Origin of the sequence: Pseudomonas sp. (assembly GCF_048269965.1) — a bacterium.
In the GTDB taxonomy this organism is placed as follows: domain Bacteria; phylum Pseudomonadota; class Gammaproteobacteria; order Pseudomonadales; family Pseudomonadaceae; genus Aquipseudomonas.
Map to the genome: position 1 here is coordinate 70,670 of NZ_JBLWTV010000011.1, position 14,815 is coordinate 85,484.

Annotated in this window: 8 protein-coding genes; 6 read left to right on the forward strand and 2 right to left on the reverse strand. The window is 67.6% G+C overall.

The features are described 5' to 3' along the window. Positions 1–56: 56 nt before the first annotated feature. Positions 57–2,111, forward strand: coding sequence for an AsmA family protein (locus ACN0X6_RS14335; protein WP_417704876.1), 2,055 nt, complete (start codon positions 57–59; stop codon positions 2,109–2,111). A gap of 75 nt (positions 2,112–2,186) precedes the next feature. Here ACN0X6_RS14335 and cra read toward each other — a convergent pair whose 3' ends face one another. Then, positions 2,187–3,179, reverse strand: a complete 993-nt coding sequence (gene cra / locus ACN0X6_RS14340; protein WP_417704878.1) for a catabolite repressor/activator — start codon at positions 3,177–3,179, stop codon at positions 2,187–2,189. 238 nt (positions 3,180–3,417) lie between these two features. Between cra and ptsP the strand changes: the two genes are divergently transcribed. The 4 genes from ptsP to ACN0X6_RS14360 all read left to right on the forward strand — a co-directional run bounded on the left by ptsP (position 3,418) and on the right by ACN0X6_RS14360 (position 11,267). Continuing rightward, on the forward strand, positions 3,418–6,279 hold the full coding sequence (ptsP, locus tag ACN0X6_RS14345; protein WP_417704880.1) for a phosphoenolpyruvate--protein phosphotransferase: 2,862 nt from the start codon (positions 3,418–3,420) through the stop codon (positions 6,277–6,279). Beyond that, positions 6,279–7,199 carry a 1-phosphofructokinase gene (gene pfkB, locus ACN0X6_RS14350; protein WP_417704881.1) on the forward strand — a complete coding sequence of 307 codons (921 nt, stop codon included), beginning with the start codon at positions 6,279–6,281 and terminating at the stop codon, positions 7,197–7,199. The genes ptsP and pfkB overlap by 1 nt, the downstream gene beginning before the upstream one ends. 12 nt (positions 7,200–7,211) lie before the next feature. After that, positions 7,212–8,939, forward strand: a complete 1,728-nt coding sequence (locus tag ACN0X6_RS14355; RefSeq protein ID WP_417704883.1) for a fructose-specific PTS transporter subunit EIIC — start codon at positions 7,212–7,214, stop codon at positions 8,937–8,939. Positions 8,940–9,086: 147 nt separating this feature from the next. Continuing rightward, entirely contained in the window at positions 9,087–11,267 is a 2,181-nt protein-coding gene (locus tag ACN0X6_RS14360) for a hypothetical protein (protein ID WP_417704885.1), read from the forward strand. Positions 11,268–11,424: 157 nt separating this feature from the next. Here the strand turns inward: ACN0X6_RS14360 and cobB are convergent, their stop codons facing one another. Beyond that, entirely contained in the window at positions 11,425–12,132 is a 708-nt protein-coding gene (gene cobB, locus ACN0X6_RS14365; protein WP_417704887.1) for a Sir2 family NAD+-dependent deacetylase, read from the reverse strand. A gap of 180 nt (positions 12,133–12,312) precedes the next feature. Between cobB and ACN0X6_RS14370 the strand changes: the two genes are divergently transcribed. After that, a complete protein-coding gene (locus ACN0X6_RS14370; protein ID WP_417704889.1) occupies positions 12,313–14,739 on the forward strand; it encodes a membrane-bound PQQ-dependent dehydrogenase, glucose/quinate/shikimate family in 2,427 nt (808 codons plus the stop codon). Positions 14,740–14,815 lie beyond the last annotated feature (76 nt).

Below are 14,815 nucleotides of genomic sequence, written 5' to 3' on the forward strand. Positions count from 1 at the left end.
CAGTCCCATGCACATGGACGAGTTTCACTCGGGCAGTGAAATAAGGAGGTCACTGGGTGCGTCATTTGCGCAAGTTTGTAGGCGCCTTGTTCGCCGTTTTCCTGTTGTTGCTGGCAGCGTTGATGCTGTTTCTGGTGCTGTTCGACTGGAATCGGGCGCGGCCGCTGATCAACGAGCAGGTTTCTGCCGCCTTGAATCGGCCGTTCGCCATCGAGGGTGACCTGCGCCTGGTCTGGCAGCCTGAGGCTGGCCAGCAGGGCTTGAGTGCCTGGGTGCCCTGGCCGCAGGTTGCCGCCGAGCAGCTGCGTCTGGGCAACCCGGACTGGGCGCAGGGCGATACCTTCGTCAGCCTCGACAGCGTGCGTCTGCGTCTGTCGCCGTTACCGCTGCTGTGGAAGACGATCAGCATCCCCAGTATCGAACTCGGCGCGCCGGTCGCCGACCTGCAGCGCCTGGCCGATGGTCGGGCCAACTGGGTGTTCGATCTGGGCAAGGAGACTGCGCACGACACCGACCAGCCCAGCCCCTGGACGCTGGATATCGGCACCATAGCTTTCGACAAGGGGCAGGTGAAGCTCGACGACAAGCTCAGCAATACCCGCCTGGAGGCGCTTATCCAGCCGCTGGGCGAACCGATCCCTTTCGCCGAGATCGTCGGCAAGAGCGAGGCCGAGCGCCTGGCACAGAGCAATGCCAGCGCCCAGGATTACGCCTTCGCCTGGCAGACCCAGGGCAGTTTTCGCGGGCAGCCGTTGACCGCTAACGGCAAGGTCGGTGGCCTGCTGGCGCTGCATGACGCGTCGCAGCCATTCCCGCTGCAGGCCGATCTGCGCATCGGCGCGACCCGTATCGTGCTGGCCGGCAGCCTGACCGATCCGCAGAACCTGGGCGCACTGGATCTGCGCTTGCGCCTGTCCGGTGCCAGCTTGGGTCACCTCTATCCACTGACCGGCGTGACCTTGCCGGATACCCCGCCGTACAGCACCGATGGCCGCCTGCAGGCCGACCTGCACGATGCCGACGGGGCGATCTTTCGCTACCTCGGTTTCAACGGCCAGATCGGCGCCAGCGATGTCCACGGCGACCTGACGTTCGTGGCCCGCGAGCCGCGGCCGAAACTGTCCGGCCGGCTGACCTCCAACCAACTGCTGTTCAGTGATCTGGCGCCGCTGATTGGCGCCGATTCCAGCGAGGGCAAGCGCGAGCGTGGCGAGCGGGACACGCAGCCGGCGAACAAGGCGCTGCCCGTTTCGCAGTTCCGCACCGACCGCTGGCGCGCCATGGACGCCGATGTGCGTTTCGTCGGCAAGCGCATCGTGCACAGCGAGCAGTTGCCGATCACCGATCTCGACACCCATGTGCTGCTCGATGACGGCACGCTGAGTCTGGAGCCGCTGCGTTTCGGCATGGCCGGTGGCCGGCTCGATTCGCAGATCCGCCTCAATGGCGCCACCACGCCATTGCAGGGGCAGATGCGCCTGCGTGCCCGCGCGCTCAAGCTCAAGCAGCTGTTTCCCTCCTTCGCGTCGATGCAGACCAGCCTCGGTGCGCTCAATGGCGATGCGCGCATCAGCGGTCGCGGCAACTCGGTGGCCGCATTGCTCGGCAGCGCCGATGGCGAGTTGAAGATGCTGATCAACGATGGTGCGGTGAGTCGCGGGCTGATGGAGATCGCCGGGTTGAACGTCGGCAACTACCTGGTCGGCAGGCTGTTCGGCGACGAGGATGTGAAGATCCATTGTGCGGCGGCTGATTTCGGCATCAGGCAGGGGCTGATGAGCACGCGGCTGTTCGTCATCGACACCGACAATGCGCTGATCAAGGTCGATGGCAGCGCCAATTTCGCCAACGAGCGGCTGGATTTCACCATCACCCCCTCGACCAAGGGCTTTCGTATCTTTTCCCTGCGCTCGCCGCTCTATGTGCGCGGCACGTTCAAGCAGCCGGCGCCGGGCGTGCAGGCCACGCCGCTGGCGCTGCGGGGTGTTGGTCTGGTGGCGCTGGGCGTCGCGGTGGCGCCGGCGGCCGGGTTGCTGGCGCTGGTGGCCCCCAGCGCGGGCGACGAGCCCAGCCAGTGCGCGCCGCTGCTGCAGAAAATCCAGGGGGGTTAGCAGGGGGCTCGGAACGAGGTGCAGGGTGCGCTGTGCGCACCGATCCTTCACCGCAGTGTTTGCGCATGGCGCACCCTACTTCCGGGTTCGGTCCTTGAAGCTGCGGTCGATGGCTTCGATGCCGGGCTGATAGTCGTTGTGTTCCACCGCCCGCAGTGTCCAGGCCAGCACGCGCTCGGCGATGCGTTCGTGCTGCTGGCTCATGGTATTGACGCGCAGGGGCAGAAAATCCAGCAACTGGGTATCGCCGAAGGTGGCCAGGCGCACTGAGGGCCACTGCTCGCTGCCCTGTTCGCGCAGGGCGTCGAACACCCCTTCGAGCAGCACGTAGGCGGTGCTCAGCAGCGCATCCGGCAAGCCGACTTCCTCCAGCAGCGTCTGCATCTGCCGGTAGCCGCAGGCGCGGCTGAACAGCTCGCCGTGGTAGACGCTGATGCGCCCGTCGAAACCTTCCAGCGCCGAATGGAAGCCGCGTTCGCGCGCCTGGCTGGTGACCAGCTCCGCACGGGCGCCGAGCAGGGCGACATGCCGGGGTTTGGGCGTCAGCAGGCTTTCGGTGAGGGTGCGCCCGGCCTGCTCGTCATCGCTGACCACCGAGCGGATGTGGGTGGGCGACAGCGCGCGGTCCACGGCCACCACCGGCAGGCCGGCGGCGACGATCGCCGGATACAGCGGGTCGTCCGCTGGCAGGCAGCTGGCGACGATCAGCGCCTCGCAGCGGCGCGAGCGAAACAGCTCGAGCAACTGCCGCTCGCTGCTCGGGTCATCGTCGGAGCTGGCGATCAGCAACTGATAGCCGGCGGCGCGTGCCTTCTGTTCGAGCAGCTTGGCCAGGCGCGCGTAACTGGGGTTTTCCAGGTCCGGCAGGATGAAGCCCAGGCAGCGGCTTTGCCCGCGGCGCAGGCTGGCGGCCTGCTGGTCCGGGCGATAGCCATGTTCCTCGACCACTGCCAGCACCCTGGCCACGGTGGCAGGGCTGATGCGCCGACGTTCGGCCTGACCGTTGATCACGTAGCTGGCGGTGGTCAGCGAGACCTGGGCCAGGCGGGCGATGTCGCTGAGTTTCACGGGCACAGCACCATGCAGAGGGAGGATTTCGAGCGTGCGAGCGCGGCGAGTCTACACCGACTCGACGACGACCGGGCTTCAAGGATTACCCATTATCGGATAAGGTGCCAGCGTTTGATGAATCGTTTCAGCAAGGCGATTCATCAGCTAGTCTTGAGGGTGTTTGGGTGGCGTAAGTGAGCGCCGAGCCCGTGCACGCCCTTCTCAATCAGAACAAGAATCCAAGCCGGAGACCATCATGCTCGAACTCGATGCCAGCCAAATCCAGATGGGCCGGGCGGCGGCGAACAAGGGTGAAGCCCTGGCCATGCTCGGCGATGCGCTGGCCGGTGCCGGCCTGGCTACTGCGGCTTATCTCGAAGGCCTGCAGGCGCGCGAAGCCCAGGGTTCGACCTTTCTCGGTCAGGGCATCGCCATTCCCCATGGCACACCGCAGACCCGCGATCAGGTGCTGCGCACCGGCGTCAGCCTGATCCAGTTCCCCGCCGGGGTGGACTGGGGCAATGGCCAGCAGGTCTACCTGGCCATTGCCATCGCCGCGCAATCCGACGAACACCTGCACCTGCTGCAACTGCTGACCCGCGCCCTGGGCGAAGGCGATCTGAGCCAGGCGCTGCGCGAAGCCCGCGAGCCGACGCAGATACTCGAGTTGCTGCAGGGCGCACCGCAGGCACTGGCACTGGACGGCCAACTGGTGGCGCTGGCGCAGCCGGTTGAAGACTTCGACGAATTGCTCTGGCAGGGCGCGCGTCTGTTGCGCCAGGCCGGTTGTGCGCGCAGCGGCTTCGCGCTTGGGCTGGCCCGTGGCGAGCCGCTGCCGCTGGGCGATGGCCTGTGGTGGCTGCACAGCGAGGCCAGTGTCGAGCGGCCCGGCCTGGCGTTCGTCACGCCGGCGCAGCCGCTGAGTTTTCGCGGTGAGGCGCTGCGCGGCCTGTTCTGCCTGGCCAGCCAGGGTGAGGCGCACCGTCAGGCGCTGGAGCGGTTGTGCGATGTGCTGATCGGTGGTCGCGCGGCTGCGTTCAGCGAAGCCAGCGACAGCCGCCAGGTGATCGAGGCGCTGGGCGGTGAAGTGCCGCCGGACTGGCCCAGCCTCAGCGTGCCGCTGCTCAATGCCCATGGTCTGCACGCGCGCCCGGCCAAGGCGCTGAGCGAACTGGCGCAGGGCTTCGCCGGTGAGACCCGCGTGCGCCTGCTCGGTGACACGGGCGCCGGGGTCTCGGCCAAGAGCCTCAGCCGCCTGCTGGCGCTGGGCGCGCGGCGTGGGCAGATGCTCGAATTCAGCGCCGAACCGGCGATTGCCGACAGTGCACTGCCGGCCATTCGCGCCGCGCTGGAAAGTGGCCTGGGCGAAACGGTCGAGCCGCTGAGCGACGCGCTGCCCGAAGTCGCGGCGCAGCTGCAGCCTGTCGAAGCGCTTGCTCCCGTTGCCGGTAGCCGCCTGCAGGCGGTCGGTGCCTCGCCCGGCATCGCCATCGGCCCGGCGCTGGTGCGCACGCCGCCGGCGTTTCATTTCGCCGAGCAAGGCCAGGGTGTCGAGCAGGAGCACGCGCGCCTGGATGCAGCCCTGGTCGCTGTCGCTGCGCAAATCCAGCGCCTGGTCGATGGCGCCGGTGTGGCGAGCATTCGGGAAATCTTCAGTGCCCACCTGGCCATGCTCGCCGATCCGGCGCTGCGTGATGACGTCGAGGCGCGTCTGGGCAAGGGGGCAAGCGCCGAAGCGGCCTGGCAGATCGAAGTCGAGGCCGCTGCCAGGCGTCAGGAAGCGCTGCATGACCCATTGCTGGCGGAGCGGGCGGCTGACCTGCGTGATATCGGCAACCGCGTGCTGGCGCACCTGTGTGGCATCGAGCTGCCCAGCGAGCCGAACGAGCCTTACATCCTGGTGATGGCTGAAGTCGTGCCGTCGGACGTCGCCGGCCTCGACCGTCAGCGTGTGGCTGGCATCCTGACCGCCCAGGGTGGCGCCACCGCGCACAGTGCGATCATCGCCCGCGCCCTGGGGATTCCCGCCGTGGTTGGTGCTGGCGATGGCGTGCTGGCGCTGGCACAGGGCACGCCGCTGCTGCTCGATGGCGACAGCGGTCTGCTGCGCATCGCCCCGGATGCTGCAGAGCGCGACCAGGCGCTGCATGAACGTGAGACGGCGCAGCAGCGTCGTGAGCAGGCGCATACCGAGCGCTTCAACGATGCGCAGACGCGCGATGGCGTGCGTGTGGAGGTGGCAGCCAATATCGGTGCCAGCGGCGAAACCGCCGACGCCGTGGAACTGGGCGCGGAAGCCGTGGGCCTGCTGCGCACCGAGCTGGTGTTCATGGAGCATGCCCAGGCGCCGGATCACGCCGCGCAGGAGCGCGAGTACCGGCGCGTGCTCGATGCGCTGGATGGGCGCCCGCTGGTGGTGCGTACGCTGGATGTTGGCGGCGACAAGCCCCTGCCGTACTGGCCGATGCCGGCCGAAGAAAATCCTTTCCTGGGTGTGCGTGGCATTCGCCTGAGCCTGCAGCGCCCGGACATTCTGGAAACCCAGTTGCGCGCCTTGCTTGCCTCGGCCGATGGCCGCCCGCTGCGGATCATGTTCCCCATGGTCGGTTCGGTGGAGGAGTGGCGTGCGGCGCGTGACATGGTGCAGCGCCTGCGCGAGGAGATCGAGGTGCGCGACCTGCAAGTCGGCATCATGATCGAAGTGCCCTCGGCGGCGCTGCTGGCGCCGGTGCTGGCGCGCGAGGTGGACTTCTTCAGCATCGGCACCAATGACCTGACTCAGTACTGCCTGGCCATCGACCGTGGCCATCCGCAGCTGTCGGCGCAGGCCGATGGCCTGCACCCGGCGGTGCTGCGCCTGATCGAGATGACCGTGACCGCTGCCCATGCGCAAGGCAAGTGGGTCGGCATTTGCGGCGAACTGGCCAGCGACCGTCTGGCCGTACCGCTGCTGGTTGGTCTCGGCGTGGATGAACTGAGCGTGACGCCGCGTTCGATTGCCCTGGTCAAGGCGCGCGTGCGTGAGCTGGACAGCCGCCAGGCGCGAACCCTGGCCGACCGCGCCCTGACTCTGGACAGCGCCAGCGCCGTGCGCGCGCTGGTAGCGGAGATGCACTGATGGCCCGAATCCTGACCCTGACCCTGAACCCGGCGCTGGACCTGACCCTGCGTCTCGAGCGCCTGCAGCCCGGTGCGATCAACCGCTGCCATGAGCTGCGCAGCCACGCGGCCGGCAAGGGCCTGAACGTCGCCCAGGTGCTGGCCGATCTTGGCCATACCTTGAGCGTGGGTGGTTTTCTCGGCCGCGCCAATGCCGCGCCGTTCGAGAGCCTGATGCACAGGCGCGGTTTTCACGACCTGTTCGTCCGCGTGCCGGGCGAGACGCGCAGCAATATCAAGTTGGCCGAGGCCGATGGCTGCATCACCGACCTCAACGGTCCCGGCCCGCAGGTCGAGGCCGAGCACCTGCAACGCCTGGAGGCCGAGCTGGAGCCGCTGCTCGCCGGGCATGACGCCGTGGTGGTCGCCGGCAGCCTGCCACGTGGCGTCACCCCGCAGTGGTTTGCCGGTCTGTTGCGGCGGATCAAGGCCAGCGGCGTGCCGCTGGCGGTCGACAGCAGTGGGGCAGCCCTGCAAGCCGCCCTCGGTGTCGCGCCCTGGCTGATCAAACCCAACGAGCAGGAGCTGGCCGAGGTGTGTGGCAGCGACCTGTCTGCTGCCGTGCACACGCTGCGCGCGCAAGGTATCGAGCACCTGTTGCTGTCACGTGGCGCAGAGGGCGTCGACTGGCATGGGCCGGACATCGCCCTGCGTGCCATACCGCCGCGCGTCGAAGTCGCCAGCACGGTCGGTGCCGGCGACTCGCTGCTGGCGGCCAGCCTGCATGGCCTGCTCGAAGGCTGGCCGGCCGCGCGCACCCTGCGCCTGGCCACGGCAGTGGCGGCGCAGGCGGTCACCCAGATCGGCTTCGGCATCCATGATCGCGAGCAACTGGCGCGCTTCGAAGCGGCCGTGCAACTGCACCCTTTAGAACAATAAGAGGCACCCTCCATGAATCTGCTGATCGTCACTGCCTGCCCCAATGGCCAGGTCACCAGCGTGCTGTGTTCGCGCCTGCTGCAGGCCGCCGCCGAGCGCCTGGGCTGGCAAACCCGTGTCGAGGTGCATGACGCGCGCGCGATTGGTTCGCCCTTGAGCGAGGCGCAGATCGCCGCCGCCGACTGGGTGCTGGTGGTCAAGACCGGTGAGCTGCCGCTGGCGCGTTTTGCCGGCAAGCGCCTGTTCCAGGCTTCGCCGGCCGAGGCATTGGCCGACCCGCAGCGTTTTCTGCGTGACGCCGCCGAGCGCGCTCAGCCCTATGGCGAAAGCAGCGAGCCTGCTGCGAGCGGTCGCCGCCGGCTGGTCGCAGTGACCGCTTGCCCGACCGGCGTGGCGCACACCTTCATGGCTGCCGAGGCGCTGCAGCAGGCGGCGCTGCGCATGGGCATCGAGCTGCAGGTGGAAACCCGCGGCTCGGTCGGGGCGCGCAACCTGCTCGACGATGCCGCCATCGCGGCGGCCGATGCCGTGCTGCTGGCCACCGATATCGAGGTGGATACCAGCCGTTTCGCCGGCAAGAAGGTCTACCGCTGCGGCACCGGTGTGGCACTGAAACAGCCGCAACAGACGCTGGAACGGGCCTTGAACGAGGCGCGGCCGCTGAGCGAAGCCGCACCCGCCGAGGGCCAGGCCGTCGCCAGCAGTGGCGAGAAAACCGGCCCCTACAAGCATCTGCTCACCGGCGTGTCCTACATGCTGCCGATGGTGGTGGCGGGCGGTCTGCTGATCGCCCTGTCGTTCGTCTTCGGTATCGAGGCGTTCAAGGAGGAGGGCACCCTGGCCGCCGCGCTGATGAAGATCGGCGGCGAGAGCGCCTTTCAACTGATGGTGCCGCTGCTGGCCGGCTACATCGCTTATTCCATCGCCGACCGTCCGGGCCTGGCGCCGGGGATGATCGGCGGGCTGCTGGCCGGTTCGCTGGGGGCCGGCTTCATCGGCGGCATCATCGCCGGTTTCCTTGCCGGCTATGCGGCCAAGGCCATCGCCCATTGGGTGCGCCTGCCGGCCAGCGTCGAGGCGCTCAAGCCGATTCTGATCATCCCGCTGGTGGCCAGCCTGTTCACCGGGCTGGTGATGATCTATCTGGTCGGCAGTCCGGTGGCGGGCATGCTGGCGGGACTCACCGCCTTTCTCGACGGCATGGGCAGCACCAATGCGATCCTGCTGGGTGTGCTGCTCGGCGGCATGATGTGCGTCGATCTCGGCGGGCCGATCAACAAGGCGGCCTATGCCTTCTCCGTCGGCCTGCTGGCGTCGAGCAGTTATGCGCCGATGGCGGCGACCATGGCGGCCGGCATGGTGCCGCCCATCGGCATGGCCATCGCCACCGTGCTGGCGCGGCGCAAGTTCGCCCAGAGCGAGCGCCAGGCCGGCAAGGCAGCCGGGGTGCTGGGGCTGTGCTTCATCTCCGAGGGGGCGATTCCTTTCGCCGCCAAGGACCCGTTGCGGGTGATCCCGGCCAGTATTGCCGGTGGTGCGCTGACCGGCGCGCTGTCGATGTACTTCGGCTGCAAGCTGATGGCGCCGCACGGCGGTCTGTTCGTGCTGCTGATTCCCAACGCGATCAATCACGCGCTGCTGTACCTGCTCGCCATCGTCGCCGGCAGCCTGGTGACCGGGGGGCTCTATGCCCTGATCAAACGGCCCGAGGCGCAGCCTGTGGCGGTCGCAGCGCAATAAGCGCAGGGTCCGTGGCCTCGGTTACACTGAGTCGAACAGCGCCCGGCAAGTAGGCGTCTGTTGAGGGGGCGGTGCGCCGATGCGCCGCGACGGTCCTCAGCAGGCTTCGTGGCGCAGTCGCCCTCACAAAGAAAGGACCTTCTGTAGATGACTCAAGCTCTCGCGCATCGCTGGCGCTTCTTCCGTGCCGGCGGCTTCGATCAGGTGCAACTGGAAACCCCCGCCGACCTCGCCGCCCTGCGCGGCCTGGACCAGAAGCTCTGGGCCAGCCTGGCCTGCCCGGTGAACAACCTGGAGCTGGACCGGCGCATGCTGCAGTACATCGACCAGAACAATGACGGTCGTATCCGCGCCCCGGAAATGCTCGATGCGGTCGATTGGACGCTGGCGCGCTTGGCCGACCCCGCCGTGCTGTTCCACGAGGGGCCGCTGCAACTGTCGTCGCTCACCGACGATGCCGTGGGTGCGCGTCTGCGTCTGGCTGCGCAGCGCCTGCTGGGCGTGCTCGGCCGCCCCGATGGCGAGAGCCTGACGCCTGCCGATACCGCTGATCTGGCGAAGCTGTTCCCACCGCAGCAGGCCAACGGCGACGGCCTGGTACCGGCGACCTTTACCGACGATACCGAGCTGAAGCCCGCCATCGCCGACATCATCGCCTGCCTGGGTGCGCAGACCGACCGCAGTGGCGAGCCGGCCGTCGGCGCCGAGCAGATCACCACCTTCTTCGATCAGGCGCGGCAGCTGCATGCCTGGCATGCGCGTGCCGCCGAGCAGGGGCTGGATGCGTTCGGTGAGGGTACCGTGGCCGCTGTCGAGGCACTGAGTGCCGTGCGCGCCAAGATCGACGATTACTTCACCCGCGTGGCCATGGCCGAGTTCGACCCGCGCGCCGCCGCCCTGATGAACGCCAGGGAAGAGGAACTGGTGCGCCTGGCCTCGCTGTCGCTGGCCGATGCCCGTGAGGTGGCCGATCTGCCCCTGGCAACCGTGCAGCATGGCGACGAGCTGCCGCTGAGCAAGGGCCTCAACCCTGCCTGGCAGCATGCCGTCGATGAATTCCGCCAGCGTGTGGTGGTGCCGGTGTATGGCGAGCAGGACAGTCTGTCGCGCGAGCAGTGGCAGCATCTGGTCGCTCTGTGCGGCAACTACCTGGCCTGGCGCGCCGAGACGCCGAACGTGGCGATCGCCGAGGTGCTCGAGCGCGGACGCATTCTCGAGCTGGTGGAGCAGGGCGCCGAAGCGCGCCTGCTGGCGCTGGTGGAAGAGGACAAGACCGTGGCCGAAGCGGCGGACGGGCTGGTCGAGCTGGACAAGCTGATTCGCCTGCGTCATGGCCTGGTCACGCTGCTGCGCAACTTCGTGTCCTTCCAGGCGTTCTATTCGCGTCAGGAAAAGGCCGTGTTCCAGGCGGGCGTGCTCTTCATCGACGGCAAGAGCTGCGAGCTGGTGGTCGAGGTCGACAACGTCGAGGCCCACGCCAAGGTGGCGGCGGCCAGCGACTGCTTCCTGCTCTATTGCGCCTGCACCCGTCGCGGTGAGCCGGTGCGGGGCAAGGAAAGCCTGAATATCGTGGTGGCGGTGACTGCCGGTGGCGAGGGTGATCTGCAGGCAGGGCGCCACGGCCTGTTCTATGACCGCGAGGGCAACGACTGGGATGCCACCGTGGTCAAGGTGGTACAGCACGCGATCAGCATTCGAGAAGCGTTCTGGTCGCCGTATCGACGCGTTTCCAAGCTGGTATCCGATCAGGTGCAGAAGCTTGCGGCCAGTCGCGACGCCGACATGGTCAGCAAGACCGCAGCCAAGGTCGGCGAAACCGGGGCTGCTCCAGCCGCCACGCCGACCCCGGCCTTCGATATCGCCAAGTTCGCCGGTATCTTCGCGGCCATCGGCCTGGCGGTCGGCGCCCTGGGCACGGCACTGGCAGCGGTGGTCACGGGGATTCTGTCGCTGGCCTGGTGGCAGGTTCCGCTGCTGCTGCTCGGTGTGCTGCTGGCCATCTCCGGGCCGGCCATGCTGCTGGCCTGGTTCAAGCTGCGGCGCCGCAGCCTGGGGCCGATCCTCGATGGCAACGGCTGGGCGGTGAATGCCCAGGCGCGCATCAGCATTCCCTTCGGCACCGCGCTCACGCAGATGGCGGAACTGCCCGAGGGCAGCGACCGGGCGTTGCGCGATCCCTATGCCAACAAATCGCTGGTGTGGCCCTGGATACTGGCGCTGCTGCTGGCGCTGGGCCTGGGTTACTACGCCTGGAGCAACGGCGTGTTCAGCCCGGAGCCCGAGGTGCCGGCCGAAGCGGTTGCGCCTGTCCAGGACGCCGCCGGTTAGGGGATACGGCCGGACGTTGGCCCTTGTAGGAGCGGTTGGGCGGCATTCCGCTTCAGCCACGAACAGCTTTCGCGGCTAAAGCCGCTCCTACGGGTTGGAATGCATAGTCGGCCAGTCATTTGCGTATTGGCGGGTTTCACCCGCCCTACGTTCCCTCTCAACGCGTCAACAGCTCCGCCACCCAGCGCGGTAGTTGCTCGGTGGCCGGGCCGTAGCGTTTTTCCGCGAACAGCGAATGGCCCTGGCTCGGCTCCAGATTGATCTCCAGCGTATGCGCGCCCGCGCGACGCGCCTGTTCGACGAAACCAGCCGCCGGGTAGACGTGCCCCGAGGTGCCGATGCTGACGAACAGCTCGCACTGCTCCAGCGCGTCATGGATGCGCTCCATGTGATAGGGCATCTCGCCGAACCAGACGATATCCGGGCGCAAGCTGCCGACCAGCCCGCAGCATGTGCAGGGTTGCGTGACAGGCATGTCCTCCAGCAAGGGAAAACGCTGCTGGCTGTTGCTGCACAGCATCGACTGCAACTCGCCGTGCATGTGCAGCAGGCGTTTGGAACCGGCGCGTTCGTGCAGGTTGTCGACGTTCTGCGTGACCAGCAGGAATTCCCCCTGCCAACCAGCCTCCAGCTCGGCCAGGGCCAGGTGCCCGGCATTCGGCTCGATGGCCGGGTCGCGCAGCTGGGCGCGGCGCATGTCGTAGAAGCGCTGCACCAGGGCCGGATCACGGGCGAACCCTTCGGGCGTGGCCACCTCTTCGATGCGGTGGTCTTCCCAGAGTCCGTCAGCGGCACGGAAGGTGCGAATGCCGCTCTCGGCGGAGATGCCGGCGCCAGTGAGGACGACGAGGTTCGGGTGGGCCATTGCTGCTCCAGTGTGGATCGGGTTCAGGCACCACTTTATGCCAACACTGGCGACGCGGGGAGGGCGCGGCCGCGCTGCTTGTCACTCATGCTGCCGCAGAATCGCTGAACTCTCTCCGTCACTGCGCATCCACAGATCAGGGCCCTGGTCTGGACGGGGCAGTGGTTCGGGGAGCGAGCAATGACCGAGAACAACAAGGCGCAGCCCATGCGCATCAAACTGACGACCTGGGTGACCGGCGTTCTGGGCGCGCTGCTGGCGCTTGGCGGTGCCTATCTGCTGTGGCTGGGCGGGTCCTGGTACTACCTGTTGGCGGGCATCGGCCTGCTGTTGGTGGGTGTGCTGATTCAGTGCCGTCAGCGTGCGGCCTTGTGGCTGTATGCGCTGCTGTTGCTGGCGAGTCTGGCCTGGACGATCTACGAGGTACGCTTCGACTGGTGGCAGATGGCGCCGCGTATCGACCTGTGGTGCGTGCTCGGTCTGTGGCTGCTGCTGCCCTGGATCAACCGGCACATCGCGCCCGGGCAGCCCTGGCGTGACGGTGCCAGCGTTGTGCTGGGCATCGGCCTGCTGCTGGGCGCGAGCATGGCAGTTTATTCGCTGACGCAGGACTACCATCGCCTGCCCGGCCGTTTCGACGAGCCGCGCGTGACGACTGCTGGTGTGGTGCCAGGCAGCCGCTCGGCCAGCGAATGGACCGCCTATGGCGGTTCGGCACGCGGCGAACGCTACGCCAGCGCCGAGCAGATCACCTCGGCCAATGTCGGACGACTGAAGAAGGCCTGGCAATTCCATACCGGCGACCTGCCTGGCGCGGGCGATCCCGGTGAGATTACCAACCAGGTGACACCGCTGAAGGTCGGCGACAACCTGTTCATCTGCACGCCACACAGCATCGCCATCGCCGTGGACGCCGATACTGGCGAGGAGCGCTGGCGCTTCGACCCGGCCATCAACCGTCAGGCCGAGTATTACCAGCACATGACCTGCCGCGGCCTGGCCTACCACGATGCTGCCGCCTATGCCGGCCCCTTGATCGCAGCGCGAGATGGTGCGGTCGCCGAGCTTTCGCCGCAAGCACCGCCGCGCTGCACGCAACGGCTGTTCCTGCCGACCAACGACGCCGTGCTGTACGCGCTCGATCTGCATGACGGCAAGCCTTGTGAGGACTTCGGCGACGCCGGTATGGTCGATCTCAAGGTGGGACTGGGTGACGACGCGCTGGGCGTCTACCTGCCGACTTCGCCGCCGGTGGTAACCGAGAAACTGGTGATAGTCGGCGGTTCGGTGACCGACAACGGCTCGGTGGATTCGCCGGGCGGGGTGATCCGCGCTTATGACGTGCGCAGCGGCGAGCTGGTGTGGAACTTCGACCCCGGCCGCCCCGAGGCCACCGCACCCTTGCCCTCAGGCGAGACCTACGTGCGCAGCACGCCCAACTCCTGGACCATCGCCACGGCGGACGAGGCGCTGGGCCTGGTGTACATCCCCATGGGCAACCAGACGCCTGACCAGTGGGGCGTGCAGCGCAGCGCCGAGGCCGAGCGCTTCACGGCGGCGCTGGTGGCGCTGGACCTGGAAACCGGACGGCTACGTTGGGAGTTTCGCACCGTGCACCATGACCTCTGGGACCGCGACCTGCCGTCCCAGCCCACCCTGGTGGATATCGAAGGCCCCGATGGGCCGCTGCCGGCCATCATCCAGGCGACCAAGCGTGGCGACCTCTACGTGCTCGACCGGCGCAGCGGCGAACCTATCGTGCCGGTCAGCGAGCATCCGGTGCCACAGGGCACGGTGGCGGGCGACTTCACCGCACCGACCCAGCCGGCTTCGGCACTCAGCTATGCCCCCGATGAGCCGCTGCACGAACGCGACATGTGGGGCGGTACGCCGTTCGACCAGTTGATCTGCCGCATCCAGTTCCACCGCCTGCGTTACGAGGGCGACTTCACCCCGCCGTCGGAGCAGGGATCGCTGATCTACCCGGGCAACGTCGGGGTGTTCAACTGGCCCTCGGTGGCGGTCGATCCGCAGCGGCATATCCTATTCGGCGCGCCCAACTACCTGGCGTTCGTCTCGCGTCTGGTCAAGCGTCAGGGAGAGTCTGGACAGGCTGGCGCCAGTGGCAGCGAGCGGGGCCTGCAACCCAACCTCGGCGCGCCCTACATGGTCAGCCTGGAGCCGTTCCTGTCACCGCTGGGGCTGCCTTGCCAGGCGCCGCCATGGGGCTATGTCACGGCGGTGGATCTGCGCAGCATGGAGAAGGTCTGGCAGCGCAAGAACGGCACCAGCCGCGACAGCGCTCCGCTGGGCATCCCCCTGACGGTGGGCGTGCCGGCACTCGGCGGGCCGCTGATCACTGCCAGCGGCCTGGGCTTTCTCAGCGGCACACTGGACTACTACCTGCGCGCCTACGACATGCGCACCGGCGAGGAACTGTGGAAGGACAGGCTGCCGGCAGGCGGTCAGGCCACGCCCATCAGCTATGTCTCGGAAAAGACCGGCAAGCAGTACGTGGTGGTGATGGCCGGCGGACACGGCTCGTTCGGCACGCGCATGGGCGACTCGCTGGTGGCCTGGACATTGGAGGATGAGCCGTCCGAGTAACGGTACTGGGGCGTTCGGGAGGTTCGATCAGGCCAAGGCAAGCGGTCGCCGAGACCCAGGGCGATGTCGGTCTCTG